This window comes from Actinomadura sp. 7K507 (assembly GCF_004348425.1).
Lineage (GTDB): Bacteria > Actinomycetota > Actinomycetes > Streptosporangiales > Streptosporangiaceae > Spirillospora.
The window spans coordinates 1-17,110 of record NZ_SMKK01000120.1 but is presented as its reverse complement, the minus strand read 5'-3'; the positions used below and the strand labels follow the sequence as shown (position 1 = coordinate 17,110).

Below are 17,110 nucleotides of genomic sequence, written 5' to 3'. Positions count from 1 at the left end.
CCGGTCACACCACGTCATGCGGGCCTGGGCGGCGGCGACACGAGTGCGGCCATCAGCTCGTCCGCCGTGGAGACCACGCCGTGGAAGCGGTCGGTGCTCGCCAGGACGGCGGCATGGGCGGCGTCGTCGGTATCGGCCACGCACTCCGCCGGCACCACGACGTCGAAGTCGCGTGCGTAGGCGTCACGGATGGTGGAGTCGACGCAGAAGCTCGTCGTCGTGCCCGCCACGACCAGGACCTGCACGCCGCTCATCCGCAGCACGCTTTCCAGCCTGGTGTTGTAGAAGGCACTGGCACGATGCTTGACGATGATCTCGTCGTCGCTGACGACGTGCTGCTTGACCTCGTCCAGCAGTTCGGCGTCCCAGGTCCCCTGGTGGCACAGTTCGAGCTTCACGCCGCGCCGGTCCAGGTGCGACGGGATCCGGCGGCGCTTGCGGCCGTGGTCACCGGGGAGGTGCACCTGCCGGGTGAACCAGACCGGGATGCCGGCGGCGCGGCAGCGCTCGGTCAGGCCCAGCGCGTGCGGGACCATCTCGCGCGGCTTGGCCACGCTGTCCGCCCCGAACGCGCGCCCGCGGGCGCCCTCTGGATGGCAGAAGCCGTTCTGCAGGTCGATGACCAGCAGGCCGACGTCGGCCGGGTCGAGTGTCACGTCAAGCGGCATGATCGTCCTCCGTACGCCTCGTTCGTCTGTGCGCGTGCGCCCGTGCCGGGCCGTCCGTCACGGGGACGGGGGGCGCAGGATCTGGCCCGAGCCCGGCCGCACCGACACCTCGCCGTCGCGCAGCTGCACCTCGCCGCGCCTGATCGTCATCGCGGGCCAGCCCTTCAGCGCCATCCCTTCGAACGCGCTGGTGTACTTGCTGCGGGTGACGTCCGGGCCCACGACCTGCTCGGTTTCGAGGTCGAGCACGACGAAGTCGGCGTCGCTGCCGACGGCGATGGCTCCCTTGCGCGGGTAGAGGCCGAACACCCGGGCCGGGTTCTCCGCCATCGTGGCGGCGACGTGCTCCAGCTCGATGCGCCCCTTCAGGACGCCTTCGGTCACCACGACGGGGAGCATGGTCGCGAGCCCGGCGAAGCCCGGCTTCTCCTCCCACAGGGCCGCGCCGGTCTTCACGAGCGGGACGTGGTCGGACCCGATCGTCCGGATGCTTCCGTTGCGGATGCCCTCCCAGAGCCGGAGCCGGTCCTCCTCGCCGCGCAGTGCCGGGGCGACCTTGCCGACGCCCGCGCCCTGCTCCGCGAGCCGCTTGTCGTCGATGGTGAGCGCCAGGTAGTGCGGGCAGCTCTCCAGCAGGATGTCCGCGCCGCGCTCGTTCGCCTCATGGGCGGCGTCGATCCCGGAGCCGATCGTGATGTGCGGGATGTACAGCGGGCATCCCTGCAGCTCCGCCAGCCAGATGGCGCGCAGGATGTCCTGCTCCTCCACGAACCCGGGCCGCGAGTCGGTGTAGGCGGCCAGGTCGTTGCGGCCGCTCGCCTTGACCTGTTCCGTGAAGTGCTCCACCAGGGAGTCGTCCTCGCAGTGCACCATGCAGCGCGCGTGCGGGCCGAGTTCCCGGATCCGGGCCATGGCCTCGTAGAGGTCGGCGTCGGACACGGTGACCAGGCCGATCGGGTTCCCCTCCGGATAGCCGCCCATGTAGAACTTGTAGCTGCGCACGCCGAACCGCTCGGCGTACTGCGGGATCTCCTCGATCTGGGCCATCGAGTTGAGGATGAAGTGGAACGCGGTGTCGAACGAGCTGTGGGCCGCCGCGATCTCCCGTTCCTTCTCGAACGTGTCGAGCAGCGAGGTGGCGCTGCGCTTGTACTGCAGCAGCGTGGTGATCCCGCCGACGGCCGCGGACAGCGACTCGGTCTCGCACAGCTCCTCGTAGGGCACCCCGCCGCCCAGGTGCACGTGCGGGTCGACGATGCCCGGCAGCACCGGACGGCCGCCGCAGTCGATCGTCTCGTCGGCCGCGGGCAGGTCGGCGTCGCGGCCGATGGCGATGATTTTGCCGTCGCGCACCGCCACGCCGGCGTGGACACGCCCCTTCGGCGTCACCAGTTCCGCGTTGTGCAACGCGAGGTCGGCACTCATGGTGAATGGCTCCTGTTCTAGTAGACCGGGATCAAGAAGGCCCTGTTCAAGCGGGTAGGACGGTTGTCGTGTCCGGGCTCAGCCGCCCGCGTGGGAGCTGCCGAGCTCCTCGGTCAGGCTCGCCGCGACGCGTGCGAGAGCACACGCCATGGGCGAGTCGGGACCCGGCGGGACCGTGACGGTGGTGCCGACGATCGCGACGGCCGCCGTGATGCCCGCATCGCGGAAGACCGGTGCCGCGATCGTGCGTACCCCCGTCGCCTGGGGCGTGTTCAGCGCGATGTTCCGGGCGCGGATCCCCTCCAGTTCGGCGCGCAGCTCGCGCGACCTGCGCAGCCGCCCCGGTAGGCCCGGGACGGCCGCGGGCTCCAGGAACGCGCAGAACAGCCGGCCCTGGGCGGATTCGAGTGACAGCCGGGAACCGGCCCGGATGCTGATCCGCACCTGCCGGTTCGCGTTGTCGTCGACCCGCACCACGATGGGCCCGTCGCCGTCCCACACGCTCAGGACCACCGTCTCGTTCACCTCGCGGACCAGCTCCTCCAGGAAGGGACCGGACGCGCTGATGATCGGATGACCGGAACGCACCGCCGCGGCCAGCGTGAGGATCTGCGGGCCGAGGGAGTACTCCCCCGCCGCCGCGTCGAACCGCAGCATGTTCGCGGCGCGCAGCGCCTTGGTGTAGCGGTGCGCGGTCGGCTTGCTGACCCCGAGCCGCGCGGTGAGCTCGCCGAGGGTGAGACGCGGCCGGGCCACCGTGAACGCGCTCAGGATCGTGGCGGCGCGCTGCACCGACTGGATCCCGGGGGAGCCGTCCTCCGGCGGACTCCCGCCGCTCCCGCTCCCCCGCGCCCCGGTCCCGGAACCCCGTCCCATCGCGATGAGCCCCTCAGCTCCGGGAGTACTCCGGCACCAGCTTCTCCACGTCCGGGAGCTTGTCGGTCTGGCCCTGGTCGACGAGGATCTGCGCCATCTGCTTCATGGCGTCCATCGGCACGTCCGCGAAGTAGGGGTTCTCCGGGTCCTCCGCCAGCTTCTTGGCGTCCTGGCCGCAGTGCGCGGCCTCGATCCGGTACTTCTCGTCCTGGTTGGCCGGCTCCTTGATCGCGGTGTTGGCCTCCTTCAGCGACGCGAGGAACTTCTTCATCGACTCGGTGTTCTCGTCCACGAACTTCGCGGTGCCGACGTAGCCGGCGAAGACCAGCCACTTGTCCTTGCCGACCTTCATGTACGGGTCGCCGAGGCTGCGGACCCCGGGGGTGTTCGAGTACTGCTCGGGGGCCTGCGAGGCGTCGACCTTGCCCGACGCCACGGCCGACGCCAGCTCGCCGAACGGCAGCGCTACGAACTTGACCTTCTCGGGGTCCCCGCCCGCGTCGGTCACGAACTGCTGGACGATGATCTGGTTGATCCCGCCGAGCTCGTTGACCGCGACGGTCTTGCCTTCGAGGTCCTTGCCGGCCTTGATCGGCGAGTCCTCCTTGACGAGGACCGCGTTCGAGGGGTCCTCGCCCTCCTTCGGCGTGCCGTACGCGGTCGCGACCCACCGCAGGTCGATGCCGCTCTTCATCGCGAGCATCGTCGAGAACGGGTTGGTGAACGCCAGGTTCGCCGACCCGCCCTGCACGGCCGCCAGTCCAGCCGCGCCGCCGCCGGCCTTCACCAGCTCGACCGTCAGCCCGTTCTTCTCGAAGATGCCCTTCTGCTGCGCCCAGAGCACCGAGATCTCGTTGCACAGGCTCAGCGTGGTCACCTTCAGCGTGCTGGTCCCGCCGTCCCCGCCGCCGCCGTCGCCGCCTTCCCCGGCCGCGCCCGGCGACCCGCAAGCGGCGGTCAGCAGCGCGGCGGCGGCCCCGACGGCGATCAGGAACGTCGTCCTGGGGCGGCGGTACGGACGGTTCCCGCCGCGTGACTCTGGAACAGAACCCTTTGCAGGCATGCCGGACTCCTCAAGGATCGATACGTGCCGGGCCGGTCTCCCGCACCGGCGCGGCTGTCTCTGGATCACGTCGAGCCGGCTCGCTTGCGCGACTCCCGGTGCCACCGGAGGACGCGCGACTCGACGAGCGCGAACAGGACGTTCAGGAGCAGGCCGATCACCGCGATCAGCAGCACACCGCTCCACATGTCGACGTAGCGGAACTGGCGGGAGGCCAGCAGGACGTAGTAGCCGATGCCGTTGGTGGCCGCGAAGAGCTCCGAGACGACCATCAGGATGAGGCCGATGCCGAGGCTGACGCGCAGCCCGCTGATGATCTGCGGGCTGGCGCCCGGCAGCAGCACGACGAAGAAGTAGCGGAGCCGGCCCATGCGCATGCTGCGCGCCGTCATGATGACCGTGCGGTCGATGCCGTGGACGCCGTCCATCGTGTTGATCAGGATCGGGAACACCGTGCCGATGACGATCAGCGAGACGTTCATCTCGTCGGTGATGCCGAAGAAGACGACGGCGAGCGGGAGCAGCGCCGTCGCCGGGATCGACATCCCGAACCGGATCAGCGGATTGAACAGTGCCGCCGCCCGCGCGGAGACGCCGAGGGAGATCCCCGCGACCAGGCCGACGACGACCGAGATCACCCAGCCCTGCGCGGCGCGCGACATGCTGGAGCCGAGCTCGGTGGTGAACAGCTCGGTCACGAAGAACCGGGAGGCGTCGGCGGTGAACCAGTTCGCGAAGAACGCTTCGGCGGACTCGGAGAAGGTCGGGAAGTACGGCGACTGGTAGAGCCGCGATGCCACCTCCCATGCGACCAACAGCAGCGCGACCATCCAGGAGTAGGCGATGGCGCGGCCCGCCGCCGTGCCCGCCGAGGTCGTCGCCCTGGCCAGGCCGGCCAGGAAGGGCCGCTCCCGGCCGGTGCCGGTGCCCGTCGTCGCGGTCATGACCGCCCTCCCGAATCCGCTCCGCGCCGTGTCCACGGCAGGGCGCGCCGCTCGACGGCCGCCAGCGTGGTGTAGAGGAGCCAGCCGAGCACGCCCGCGAGGATGACCCCCGCGTACACGAAGTCGGGCCGTGGAATGGCCTGGTACTGGACGATGACGGTGCCGATCCCGTAGCTCGCGCCGAGCAGCTCGACGCTGACGATCACGATCAGCGCGATGCCGCTGGCCACCCGGATGCCGGTGACGATGGACGGCAGCGCCGACGGGAGCACCACGCGGCGCAGCGTCTCCAGCCGGCTCCATCGCAGGCTGCGCGCGACGGTCAGTAGCTGGGGCTCGGTGTTGTGGACGCCGTAGACCGCGTTGAGCAGGACGGGACCGAAGATCGCGAAGACCGTCAGCGCGAGCTTCATCGTGAGCCCGAGCCCGAACAGCAGCACCGACGCCGGGATGAAGACCGTGGCGGGCACCGAGCGCAGCGCGTGCACCACCGTGACCGTCGGGCGGTACAGCGCGGCCACCGTCCCGAGGAGGATTCCCAGCGGCACCGCTATGACGATGGTGACGGCCATCGACAGCAGCCAGGTCCACACCGTGTCGAGCACCTGGAGCTGGAAGTCCGTGCTGACCGCCAGGTCCTTGATCCGGAGCGCCACCGTCCACGGGGTGGGCAGGGAATCGGCCGCGACGAGTCCGAGGCCGCACGCGATCTGCCAGACGGCGATCACCATGCCGACGCCGAGCGCGCCCAGCACCAGCGGCGACCGCAAGGCCCGCGACAACATGCCGGGGGATCCGTCGGTCCTCTCCGGTGCCTTGTCCGGGGGGTGGTCGGAAGTCTCAGCGGACGTGGAAGGCATCTCCGCCGTCCTGCCGGAACGAGTGTTCACGCCGACTCCAGCTCTGCTCGAAGAACACGCCCCCATCTCGGAAGACGTGATGGCGTTGCGAGTGACGGTATGGCGGGCGTCTTCGGAGTGTCAAGGGTCACGTCGAACAAATGCTTTATCGAATTTCCCGGCCGAGTCGAATACTCAGCGCAGCACGACAACGGCCGGCGGCGGTCGCCGCCGGCCGTTGGAAGGCATGCTCATATGCGCCGGGTCGAGTTTGCTCCTCGAATGCCAACCCGACGTTACCGCTCGGTTTCGATTGATTTCAATCCGCGGCGAAAGCGCGGGCGACATGGACCGACGAGTGTTCTCAGGCGGCCGGCATGTCCTTCATGACCAGGCGGAAGACCTCCGCCCGAAGCTGGGCGTAGATGGGATCCTCCTTGCTGGCGAATTGGTCGCGGGGCCGGGGCAGCGGGACTTCGATCTCGGTGACGACGCTGGACGGGCTGCTGGACAGCACGACGATCCGGTCGGACAGATAAATCGCCTCGTCGATGTCATGGGTGACGAAGAGGATCGTCTTGTTGTACTCCTCCCAGACCCGCAGCAGAAGGTCTTCCAGTCCGGTACGAGTCTGCGCGTCGACGGACGCGAACGGCTCGTCCATGAGCAGCACCTTCGGGTGGGAGATCAGCGCGCGGGCGATCGCGACGCGCTGCTGCATGCCACCGGAGAGCTGCCAGGGATAGCGTCCGCCGACGGACGGGTCGAGGCCGACCTCCGTCAGCAGCTTCGCCACGTCACGCTTGACGTCCGCCTTCGGGGCACGCGCCGACTTCATCGGCAGGCCGACGTTGCTCTCCACGCTCAGCCAGGGGAACAGCGACCGACTGTAGTCCTGGAAGACGACCGACAGGTCCGGCGGCGGCCCGGTGACCGCCCGCCCGCCGAGCTCGACCGTGCCCCCGCTGGGCGGCAGGAGACCCGCGATGCAGCTGAGCAGGGTGGTCTTGCCGCACCCCGACGGGCCGACGATCGAGACGAACTCACCTTCGTGCAGCGTGAAGGACACCTGTTCGATCGCCCGGACGGCGCCCTTCTTGTTCGGGTAGGACTTCGCGAGGCCGTCCACCGCGAGCATCGTGGCCTTCGATTCGACGGAGTTCGAGGTGATCGTCATTCGGCTACTCCTCGCACCAGATTTGCGAGAGTTATACAATGCGAGATGGTATCTCGTCAAGCGTTAATGCCCTGGTGAGAATGCCCGTCAGCGCCATCGCCGCCGCCATCGCCGCCGCCACGGGCGCCGCTGGGGATGGGTCGGCAGGCTGGGGCCGATCGCGCTTTCCCCGGCGCACGCGGGTATGAAGGGACTGACGGCGGCGCGGCCGAGCGGGCTGGACGACGGGAGATCTCTTGGAGCTCAACGCACCGGACCACACGCTCCGGATCGGTGGCCATCCGCTGCCGGTCGTCGGGCCGGCACGCATGTACGTCTGCGGGATCACGCCGTACGACGCGACCCATCTCGGGCACGCGCGGACGTTCGTGTGGGCCGATATCGCCGCCCGCGTCCTGCGCCACGCGGGCGGTGACGTCCGCGTGTGCCGCAACGTCACCGATGTCGACGACGTGCTGCACCAGGCCGCGCACCGGGCGGGCAGCCCGTACGACAGTTTCGCCGCCGTCCAGCAGTTCTACTTCGAGCGCGACCTGGAGACGCTCGGCGTCCACGCCGTCGACCATCAGCCACGCGCGCACAACCACGTCAGGGAGGTCGTCGCGCTCGCCCAGGGGCTCCTTGCGTCCGGTCACGCCTATCTCCGGGACGGGGCGGTCTACTTCCACGGCGCCGATGTTCCGGGTCGTGCGGGGGTCGGCGACCAGCAGGCGTACGACCTCATGGCCGAGTACGGCGACGAGCCCGAGAGCCACGCCAAGGAGCACCCGTTCGACATAGCCGTCTGGCGGCCGTCGCATTCGGGGGAGCCCGCCTGGCCGAGCCCTTGGGGTCCGGGCCGCCCCGGCTGGCACGCCGAGTGCACCGCGATGTCCATGACGACGTTCGGGCCGGCGCTCGACCTGCACTCCGGCGGCGCCGACCTGCGCTTCCCCCACCACGCCTACGAGGCCGCTCTCGCCGAGGCGCTGACCGGTGTGCGGCCGTTCTCGCGGGCGTGGCTGCATGTGGGCATGGTCAATCGGGACGGCGTCAAGATGGCCAAGTCCACCGGCAACCTGGTCCTGGTCTCGGATCTGATCCGGGATCATGCCGCGGCGGCCGTCCGGCTCATGCTCGTCACCGCCCCCTGGCGGGACGAGTGGGACTACACGCCCGACGCTCTCGACTCCGCCGCGGCGCGTCTGGACGCGCTCCATCTCAGCGCCGGCCGCCGCGACCCGTCGTCCGGGGCGGAGGCGGCGGCGACCCGCGCGCTCCTCGACGACCTCGACGTCCCCACCGCACTCGCCATCGCGGAGGAGGAAGGCGGCCGCACCGCCCGCCTGGTCATGCAGGTCCTGGCCCTCGGCTGAGCGCCACCGTCCAACGCCGGGGGCGCGCGCCGTGGTGGACGCCGGGATGATGTACTACCGCTTGTAGTATTCGCGCCGGGAGATGTGGGGCCCTCGACGATGGCGGACGCGGCGGCCGACGCGACGCACGCCGACACGATGCGCGCCGACGCGACGCGCGCCGACACCGGCCTGCGGACGCTGCGCTCGGCGGCGTTCGCGGCCGTCTGCGTCGCGGTGTCGGCGTCCGGTCACGCGCTGGTGTCCGGTGCCGGGCTGCCTTGGGTGTCGCTCGCGGCCGGCTGGTTCGTGACGCTGCTCCTGGTGATGCCGCTGGCTGGCCGGGAGCGTTCCAGGACGGGCATCACCGCGACCCTGCTGTGCGGGCAGATGGTCCTGCACGCGCTGTTCTCGCTAGGGCAGTGCCGCGCCGATCCGGTGGCGGTTCAGGGCGTCCACGCCCACGGCACCACGGTGTCTCTCATGCCCGATCCGGTGATGTTCACCGTGCACCTGTCCGCCGCGTTCGTGTTCGGCTGGGTGCTGCACCGGGGCGAGCGCGCCATCTGGCGGACGGTGCGGACCGCGCTGCGCGGCGCGGGAGCGCTCACCGGGCTCCTGGCCGTGGTGCTCGCGCGGCCCGCGCTCCCCGCGCCGGAACCGCGAATCCGCATGCCCCGCCACTCCGGGGACCATGCCCCGCGAAGGGGAATCGTCCTGCTCGGCCATGCCGTGGTCCGTCGCGGACCGCCGCCCGCGCCGGAAGCCGCCTAAGCCGACATCCGGACGGGAGATGCCCGTCCGCCTTTCACTCTGCGCCCGCGGAGCATCTCCGCGGCGTCCTCTTCTCGGAGGCTTTCATGCGCGTGCCTTCGCATGCCCACGCACGACCCGCCCGCCGGACGCCCGTCGCGATCCGGCTGGCCGCCGCCGTCGCGGCGATCTCCCTGGTCTCTGCCGCGTGCGGCGAGGCCCCGCCCGACGACCGTCCCGCCGCGGCGGAGTCGTCGTCCCCGTCGGGTAACTTCGTCCGGCTCGACCGTCCGCTGCCGAAACCCGCACTGACGCTGACCGACGACCGGGGACGCTCCTTCGACCTGGCCGGACAGACGGCAGGCAGGCCGATGCTCATGTACTTCGGCTACACCCACTGCCCGGACGTGTGCCCGACGACGATGGCCGACATCGCCAACGCGGTGAAGAAGCTCCCGGACGCCGACCAGGAGCGGCTGCGCGTCGTCTTCGTGACCACGGACCCGGAACGCGACACCCCGAAGCGGCTGAACGAATGGCTCGCCGCCTTCGATTCGCGTTTCATCGGGCTCACCGGCGGCTTCGACAAGATCCAGAAGGCGGCGCGCGGCCTCGGCATCTCGGTCGACGAGCCGGTGAAGGAGGACGACGGGAGCGTCACCGTCAACCACGGCGCGCAGGTCCTGGCGTTCTCCCCGGCCGACGACAGCGTCCACACGATCTACACGTCGGGCGCCACGTCCAAGGAGTTCGACGCCACGCTGCCGGAGCTCGTCGAGGGGGCGAAGTGAAGCGCCCCGCCGCCGCCCTCGCGGCCCTCCTGCTCCCCCTCACCGCCTGCGCCGCACAGGACGCGGACGGCGAGGGGCCCCGTCTCACGGTGACCGGCGCCTACGTCCGGCAGCCACCGATGCCGGACATGGCGGCCGGGTACCTCACGGTCGGCAACAGCGGACCGGACGCGGACACGCTGGTCGCGGCGTCCAGCGACATCTCCGGGGAGGTGCAACTGCACACCACGACCCCGGAGGGAAAGATGAGGCAGGTCGAGTCGTGGGCCGTCCCCGCGCGGGGCCGCCTTGAGCTGAGCATGGGCGGCGACCACCTCATGCTGATGAGGCTGAAACGTATACCGAAGGTCGGGGACACCGTCACGTTCACGCTGCGTTTCGCCACGTCGCCGCCCATGACCGTGCGGGCACCGGTCAAGCCGACGGGCTACCGGCCCGGCTCCCCCGGGACGGAGCACGACCATGGGTGAGGGACGCCCCGGCCTCTCGCGGCGGCGCCTGTTCGGCGTGGCGGGCGCCGCCGGTGCCGCCGGGCTGACCGCCGGGGGCCTGACCGGAACCGCGTGGGGCCGGGCCGGCGACGCCGAGGAGCCGCTCAGCGCCGTCGGCGCCACGGTCGTCCCGTTCCACGGCCGCCACCAGGCCGGGATCACCACCCCGGTCCAGACGTGCGGGCGGCTCGCCGCGTTCGACCTGCGGCCCGGATCGGACCGCGCCGCCGCGGCGGGCCTGCTGCGGCGCTGGTCGGAGGCGGCCGAGGCGATGGCGGCGGGACGTCCGCCCGCCGGTGACGGCCAGGTCGCGCTGGACGCCGGGCCGTCCTCGCTGACCGTGACGTTCGGGTTCGGCCGGACCTTCTTCGCGAAGACCGGCCTCGGCGACCGCATGCCGCCCGCGCTGGTGGAGATGCCGCCGTTCCCCGCCGACGAGCTGGACCCGTCCCGGAGCGACGGCGACCTGTGGGTACAGATCGGCGCCGACGACCCCCTGGTCACCGCGCACGCGCTGCGCGTCCTGGTGAGGACCGCGTCCGGCACGGCGAGGGTGCGCTGGCAGATGGGCGGCTTCAACCGCGCTCGCGGGGCCACCGACCGGCCGATGACGGTCCGGAACCTCATGGGGCAGATCGACGGGAGCGGCAACCCGCGCCCGTCCGAGGACGGCTTCGAAGCCAAGATCTTCGTCGAGGCGGGGACAGGGCCGCACGCCTGGATGGACGGCGGCTCGTACGCGGTAGTCCGGCGGATCCGGATGCTGCTGGACACCTGGGACCGGCTGCCCCGCCACCAGCAGGAACGGGTGATCGGCCGCCGCAAGGACACCGGCGCCCCGCTGTCGGGCGGCACCGAGTCCGCGCGTCCGGACCTGTCGGCGGCCGGCCCGGACGGGGCGGCGCTCGCCATCGCGGGCGACGCCCACGTCCGGGTGTCGGCGCCGGAGTCCAACGGCGGGACGACGATGCTGCGCCGGAGCTTCTCCTACGACGACGGGCTCCGCCCGGACGGCACGCCCGACGCGGGCCTGCTGTTCATCGCGTGGCAGGCCGACCCGACGGCCGGCTTCATCCAGGTGCAGCGCAAGCTCGACGGCGCCGACGGCCTGACCCGCTTCATCCGGCACGAGTCGAGCGCCGTCTTCGCGGTCCCCGGAGGCGCCGCTCCAGGCGACTCCATCGCCCGGAGCCTGCTGGAATGATCGCGGACGACCTCGACGCGGAGGAGAACCCATGACAGACGAACCGACGGTGCTGTACGAGGTCGAAGGCCGCAAGGCGTACCTCACGCTGAACCGGCCCGACCGGCTCAACGCGATCGACTTCCGGATGCCGGGCGAACTGGCCGCCGCGGTCAAGCGCGCCAACACCGACCCGCGCGTCCACGTGATCGTGCTCCAGGGGGCGGGACGCGCGTTCTGCTCGGGCTACGACCTGAAGCTCTCGGCCGAGGACGGCGAGGGCACCCAGGGATCGGGCGACGGCGACACCGTCTGGGACCCGATCAAGGACTACGCCGTCATGAAGGAGTTCACCGACGACTACTTCTCGCTGTGGCGCTCGCTCAAGCCGACGATCGCCAAGGTGCACGGCTTCGCGGTCGCTGGCGGCAGCGACATCGCGCTGTCGTGCGACCTGGTCGTGATGGCCGACGACGCGAAGATCGGCTACATGCCCGCGCGGGTCTGGGGCTGCCCCACCACGGCGATGTGGGTGTTCCGGCTCGGCGCCGAACGCGCCAAGCGGATGCTGCTGACCGGCGACACCATCGACGGCCGCACCGCCGCCGACTGGGGCCTGGTCCTGGAGTCGGTGCCGCCCGCCGAACTCGACGCACGGGTGGAGGAACTGGCCGGCCGCGTCGAGGGCGTCCCCGTCAACCAGCTCGCCATGCAGAAACTGATGATCAACCAGGCCTACGACAACATGGGCCTGCACGGCACCCAGATCCTGGCGACCCTGTTCGACGGCATCACCCGCCACTCCCCCGAAGGCCGCTGGTTCCAGGAGTTCGCCGCCGCCCACGGCTTCCACGAGGCCGTGAAATGGCGCGACTCCGGCCGCTGGATCCCCGAGGGCGGCGGCCCTGTCCCGTCCCGCGAAGACCTGGAGGATTGACCGGCGCCACCGGTGCCGTCCAGAGCTGCGCCCGACCGAACCGCCGGACGGGCGCAGCTCTGTCCCTGGGTCACCCGGCGGTCTGCTTCACCCCCTCGGCGGGCAGGGAGATCCGCCAGGCGACGAACCCGGCCGCGGCGAGCCCTGCGACGGCCAGGAAGCTACTTGCGAGGAACGGATCGATGCCGTCCAGAGCGGGAGCGAACCCCACACCGACATAGATGGTGATCCCGATGGAGCCGCCCAGCTGGTCGGCGGCCCGCTGGACGCCAGAGGCGATACCGGCGTCGTCCTCGGATACACCGGTCACCGCGACGTACTGCAGCCCGACGATCCCGAATCCCATCCCGGCGGCGATCAGCACCATGGCCGGGATCAGCGCCGGACCGGCCGCCCCGAAATGGGAGACCAGCGCGATGGCGGCCATCGCCAGCACGGTGAAGCCGATCCCGGTCACGACGCAGACCTGCGGGCCCCACCGTCCGAGCAGCCGGGGAACCAGCACCGACACCAGGATCAGCGACACCGCCAGAGGCAGCATCGTGAGACCGGCCTGGAGCGGCCCGGCGCCCAGCCGGTCTTGCAGGTAGTAGGTGAACAGCAGGAACGAGGTGGACAGCGCCGCGCTCAGCAGAGCGGTGGCGAGGTTGGCGAGGACGCGCGGACGGTTGCGGAGGAACCGCAGCGGCACGAGCGGGTTCCGCGAACGGCGCTCGACCCTGATGAACAGGGCTCCGGCCGCCACCGCGCCGGCGAGCGCGACCGGCGGCAGCCACGGCATCGCGCCGTCCGCCTCTCCCGCCTCGACGACCCCGAGGGTGAACAGCAGCGGAGCCGCGACCAGCAGGAACGCGCCGGGAAGATCCAGCGGTGCGGGCTCGGCGGGCCGTTCGCCCGGCACGAGGAAGACCGCCGCGACGAGCACGACCAGGATGAACGGCACCGACACCAGGAAGATCCACCGCCAGCCGAGCAGCTCGGTGATGATCCCGGAGAGCACGAACCCGAGGACGAGCCCGCAGCTCGCGACGGCCGCCCACACGCTCAGCGCCCGCGACCTCCGCGGGCCCTCGGGGAACATGAGCACGATCACCGCCATCGCCGCCGGGAGCGCGATCGCCTCACCGGCCCCTTGCAGCAGCCGCGCCGCCACCAGCACGGCGAACGACGGCGCGACCCCGGCCAGCAGCGACGCGGCGCCGAAGACGCTCGTGCCGAGCAGGAGGATGCGGCGCCTGCCGAGCACGTCGCCCAGCCGGCCGCCGAGCATCAGCAGCCCGCCCCCGGTGATCGTGTACCCGACCACCACCCAGGTCAGCGCGTGCCCGCCGACACCGAAGTCGGCGCCGATCGAGGGCAGGGCGACATTGACCACGGTCACGTCGACCGCGATGAAGAACTGCAGCATGGCCATGCAGCACAGCACCAGCCACGCGCGCACCGGGGACTCCCGGCGCGAAGAGAGAATGTCCGAAGACATCAAGCGCTCCGTTGCTCAGAGAAGGTTCCGAGCAGCACGAAAGTGCCGCTCCGGATCGAACACGGAGCGACAGAACGTTCAACAGGAATGAGACGAACGCTCCGCCGCTAGCGGAGCGACCTCGTCACCGCAGCAGGAGCGGCCGCGCACGAAGCACCAGACATACCCCCGACCCTACCCCCGGCCCGACGGCGACGCGGACAGCCCACCAGCTTGTCGTGTGCCGCGTAGAAGGGCGGAGGCCAGAAGGTACTGCGCGGCGAGGTAGGTGGCCATGACGACCACGCCGTGCAGCGGCAACCGCGGCAGGTCGCTGAGGTCGACGCCGATGAGGCCGTCCGAGAGCAGGAACAGCAGGCCACCCAGTCCCGCTCGGACGCTGAAGCCCCGGGCGGTCAACGCGCTCACCAGCAGCAGCAGCGAGTAGGCCGCCACCGGCAGCTGCATCGAGCCCAGACCGGGCCAGAGCACCACGATGCCCGCTATCCAGCCCAGTCCGTACAGCAGCGGGATCCACGGATGGCGCCGCAACCTGCTGAGGGCGCCCCGGCGGACGAAGCAGCCGATGTAGGAGATGTGCGCGGCACCGAACAACACCATCCCGGGGATGAACAACCCGTCGATGGACAGCAGCACGTCCCCGCCCCAGGACAGCAACAGCGCCGCCAGCAGGCCACGGGATCCACCGCAGGCGGCCGCCCACGCCGCCAGCAGCGGCAGCAGCAACGCCTTGGTCAGCGCGTCCCAGGGCCCCAGGTCCACGGCCACCAACACCAGGTGCACGGCAGCGCACACCCAGAACCCGACCAACAGCCGCCGCGCGACCGGCGACGCCTCGGCCAGAAGATCCCCCTCACGCACCCCCGGATCCTAACCCCGGCAAACCACCCACGCCTTCGCGACGGAGGAGGTGCCACACCCACGCCCTGCTCCTGGACAACCATCCTTGGACGCGCAGCCGGCCTGAAGGGCTCGTGCGAGACACCCGCGGGCGCCGAGCTCACCACCCGGCTTCGGCGTCTCGGGAGTAAGCTCGCGCCGATGGCGACGATCGTGGCGTTTCACGCTCATCCCGACGATGAAGTGCTGCTGACCGGTGGGACGATCGCTCGGCTTGCGGCGGAGGGCCATCGGGTGATCGTCGTGGTGGCCTGCGACGGCGACATGTGGAACGGCCCGGATCAAGGTCGGCGGTTGGCCGAGTTGCGGACGAGCGCTTCGATCCTCGGCGCGGACAAGGCCGTGCATCTCGGCTACGCGGACAGCGGGCACGGACCGGTCTTGTTCGAGGACCCGCCGGACAGGATCCGGTTCGCGCGGGCAGACATCGAGGCAGCGGCGGGAAAGCTCGCCGCTCTGCTGGTGGATGAGCAAGCGGATCTGCTGCTGGGCTACGACTCACAGGGCGGTTACGGCCATCGCGACCACGTCCGTGTGCACCAGGTCGGCGGGCGAGCGGCCGAGCTGGCCGGGGTGCGGGTCGTGGAGGCGACGGTGCCGCGCGAGTTGGTCGCCCGGGTCGGCCGCCCGCTGCGTCTGCTTCGCCTGCTGAGCCGCCATCGTTTCGACGAGATGCGCGGGTACGGCACGCCGGACTCGGCGATCACGCACCGGGTCGACGTTCGCCGGTATGCGGCACTGAAGCGGGCAGCGCTGATGGTGCACCGGACGCAGGTGTCCGGCAGGGGCGTAGGGTCCTGGTTGTTCCGCGTGCTGGTCGGGCTGCCCTTGCCGATGTTCCGCGTGGTCTTCGGGACGGAATGGTTCGCCGAACCCGGCGGACGAACGGGCGGGCTCGTCACTCACGATCCGGCCCCCGGTCTTCGTCGATCGGATTAGTGCCTCACCTTCTCCGCCGGGCAGGCGGCCCGCGTTCCTCATCCCTACCGCCGGTGCATCGCGAGCCGAGTCAGGGCGACTGGGGCTTCCTGCGCCGCTATTCCTCGATGTCGACGCCGTAGGCGCGGGACAGGTCGTCCAGGGCGTAGTCGTGGCCTTGGCCGACTGCGCGGAGGCGCCAGGACGGGCCGCGCCGGTACATCTCGGCCAGAAGCATCGTGCGTTCGGTGGTGGCGGCGTCCAAGGTGGCCTGTGCCAGTGGGGCCTCGCTGGCGCCGGGGGCGGCGGTGATCTCTATGGCGCCGACCGTTCCGAAGGTCTCGGTGCCGTCGATGGCGGCCGCGATGACCACCTTGCGCACGGCGGGGTCGAGGTTCGCGGCGTCGATGGTGATCGACTGCTCGGTGGGGCCATCGGCGGACAGGGCGACGGTCCCGCCGGGGGTTTCGGTGGCGCCGTAGAAGACGAAGTCCTCGTCGCCCGGCACCTGCTCGTCGCCGTCCAGGCCGAAGGCGACGATGTCTACCTCGCAGGCCGTCCGGTGCGCCCAGGTCGCCGTCACCGTCCAGGTGGTCGTGTACTGCGTGACGGGCAGGTCGGTGACGCCGCCTCGGGGCAGGGTGAGGGGTGCCGGGTGTGCGGGGGTCGTGCCGCGTTCGGCGGGTTGAGCGGACGCCGGGGCGTAGAGCCAGGCTTCGTCGTGCACCGGCAGGCCGAGCGAGTGGATCCGGGGCATGCGCCGGTCGCCGTCCCCGCCGGGGAGCGCGACGACGTCGGTGACGCTGTTGGAGAGGTTCACCGCGGCGGCACCGCCGAGTTCGGTGACCCGGGTCCGCGTCGCGGCGGCGCGGGGATGGGAGCCGCCCACGACGAGTACGCGCCGTCCGGACAGGGCTTTGGCGGGCTGAACGGGACGTGCGGCCTGGCGTGCAGTGGACGCGGTCTCAGGTGCCGCAGGTGCGGGTGGAGCCTCGGGGGTCGCGGGCGTGGGGGCCGAGGTGGTTCGTGGTGGTGGCGTCGCCGACTCATGTGAGGTGCCGGGGCGCACGTCTTGCAGGAGGCGCAGGAAGGTGGCCTCGTCGATGGTCGGGACGCCTTCGGCGGCGGCGCGTTGGGCCTTGGCGCTGGTGGAGCCCGGCGCGTTGGTCACGAGGGCGCTGGTGTGGCGGCTGACCGTGGACATCATGTTCAGGCCCGCGGCGGCGGCCTTGGCCGTGAGTTCGTCTCGGGGCGTGCGGGTGTCGCCGGTGATCGCGACCTTCATGCCCTGGACGAGCGGGCCGCCGTGGGTGAGGCGGCCCGGGTTGCGG

The 17,110-nt window shown here is 71.0% G+C and carries 17 protein-coding genes; 7 read left to right on the top strand and 10 right to left on the bottom strand.

Annotated features, from left to right (window positions below; all coding sequences use genetic code 11):
- Nucleotides 1–14: 14 nt before the first annotated feature.
- From E1285_RS25395 to E1285_RS25365, 7 genes are all read right to left on the bottom strand, one after another.
- Nucleotides 15–668, bottom strand: coding sequence for an isochorismatase family cysteine hydrolase (locus E1285_RS25395; protein WP_132156267.1), 654 nt, complete (start codon nt 666–668; stop codon nt 15–17).
- A gap of 57 nt (nt 669–725) precedes the next feature.
- The gene (locus E1285_RS25390) at nt 726–2,093 is read right to left on the bottom strand and encodes an amidohydrolase family protein (RefSeq protein ID WP_132156265.1); all 1,368 of its coding nucleotides are present in this window, start codon (nt 2,091–2,093) and stop codon (nt 726–728) included.
- Nucleotides 2,094–2,171: 78 nt separating this feature from the next.
- Entirely contained in the window at nt 2,172–2,969 is a 798-nt protein-coding gene (locus E1285_RS25385; protein WP_132156263.1) for an IclR family transcriptional regulator, read from the bottom strand.
- Nucleotides 2,970–2,982: 13 nt separating this feature from the next.
- Nucleotides 2,983–4,032: an ABC transporter substrate-binding protein gene (locus E1285_RS25380; RefSeq protein ID WP_132156261.1), complete on the bottom strand. Its 1,050-nt coding sequence runs from the start codon at nt 4,030–4,032 to the stop codon at nt 2,983–2,985.
- Nucleotides 4,033–4,097: 65 nt separating this feature from the next.
- Nucleotides 4,098–4,976: an ABC transporter permease gene (locus E1285_RS25375; RefSeq protein ID WP_132156259.1), complete on the bottom strand. Its 879-nt coding sequence runs from the start codon at nt 4,974–4,976 to the stop codon at nt 4,098–4,100.
- Nucleotides 4,973–5,761 (bottom strand): ABC transporter permease, encoded by a 789-nt coding sequence (locus tag E1285_RS25370; RefSeq protein ID WP_165966754.1) that lies wholly within the window; start codon nt 5,759–5,761, stop codon nt 4,973–4,975. Before E1285_RS25370 ends, E1285_RS25375 begins: the two co-directional genes overlap by 4 nt.
- Nucleotides 5,762–6,179: 418 nt before the next feature.
- Nucleotides 6,180–6,992 (bottom strand): ABC transporter ATP-binding protein, encoded by an 813-nt coding sequence (locus tag E1285_RS25365; RefSeq protein ID WP_243723041.1) that lies wholly within the window; start codon nt 6,990–6,992, stop codon nt 6,180–6,182.
- A gap of 236 nt (nt 6,993–7,228) precedes the next feature.
- On the opposite strand from E1285_RS25365, the gene E1285_RS25360 reads away from it, so the two are divergent.
- The 6 genes from E1285_RS25360 (at nt 7,229) to E1285_RS25335 (ending at nt 12,481) form a co-directional block, all read left to right on the top strand.
- Nucleotides 7,229–8,347, top strand: coding sequence for a class I tRNA ligase family protein (locus tag E1285_RS25360; RefSeq protein WP_243723040.1), 1,119 nt, complete (start codon nt 7,229–7,231; stop codon nt 8,345–8,347).
- Nucleotides 8,348–8,446: 99 nt separating this feature from the next.
- Nucleotides 8,447–9,100 carry a hypothetical protein gene (locus E1285_RS25355; protein ID WP_132156255.1) on the top strand — a complete coding sequence of 218 codons (654 nt, stop codon included), beginning with the start codon at nt 8,447–8,449 and terminating at the stop codon, nt 9,098–9,100.
- An 86-nt stretch (nt 9,101–9,186) separates the two neighbouring features.
- Nucleotides 9,187–9,870: an SCO family protein gene (locus E1285_RS25350; RefSeq protein WP_132156253.1), complete on the top strand. Its 684-nt coding sequence runs from the start codon at nt 9,187–9,189 to the stop codon at nt 9,868–9,870.
- On the top strand, nt 9,867–10,340 hold the full coding sequence (locus E1285_RS25345; protein ID WP_132156251.1) for a copper chaperone PCu(A)C: 474 nt from the start codon (nt 9,867–9,869) through the stop codon (nt 10,338–10,340). The genes E1285_RS25350 and E1285_RS25345 overlap by 4 nt, the downstream gene beginning before the upstream one ends.
- The gene (gene efeB, locus E1285_RS25340; protein ID WP_132156249.1) at nt 10,333–11,565 is read left to right on the top strand and encodes an iron uptake transporter deferrochelatase/peroxidase subunit; all 1,233 of its coding nucleotides are present in this window, start codon (nt 10,333–10,335) and stop codon (nt 11,563–11,565) included. Before E1285_RS25345 ends, efeB begins: the two co-directional genes overlap by 8 nt.
- A gap of 31 nt (nt 11,566–11,596) precedes the next feature.
- A complete protein-coding gene (locus E1285_RS25335) occupies nt 11,597–12,481 on the top strand; it encodes a crotonase/enoyl-CoA hydratase family protein (RefSeq protein WP_132156247.1) in 885 nt (294 codons plus the stop codon).
- Between the two features lie 70 nt (nt 12,482–12,551).
- Here the strand turns inward: E1285_RS25335 and E1285_RS25330 are convergent, their stop codons facing one another.
- Together E1285_RS25330 and E1285_RS25325 are read right to left on the bottom strand one after the other, a co-directional pair.
- On the bottom strand, nt 12,552–13,961 hold the full coding sequence (locus tag E1285_RS25330; protein WP_243723039.1) for an MFS transporter: 1,410 nt from the start codon (nt 13,959–13,961) through the stop codon (nt 12,552–12,554).
- Nucleotides 13,962–14,135: 174 nt separating this feature from the next.
- Entirely contained in the window at nt 14,136–14,822 is a 687-nt protein-coding gene (locus E1285_RS25325) for a lysoplasmalogenase (protein ID WP_132156245.1), read from the bottom strand.
- 180 nt (nt 14,823–15,002) lie between these two features.
- On the opposite strand from E1285_RS25325, the gene E1285_RS25320 reads away from it, so the two are divergent.
- The gene (locus tag E1285_RS25320) at nt 15,003–15,800 is read left to right on the top strand and encodes a PIG-L family deacetylase (protein WP_132156243.1); all 798 of its coding nucleotides are present in this window, start codon (nt 15,003–15,005) and stop codon (nt 15,798–15,800) included.
- A gap of 97 nt (nt 15,801–15,897) precedes the next feature.
- Here the strand turns inward: E1285_RS25320 and E1285_RS25315 are convergent.
- A partial coding sequence (locus tag E1285_RS25315; protein WP_207946810.1) for a TerD family protein occupies nt 15,898–17,110 on the bottom strand: 1,213 nt, incomplete at its 5' end.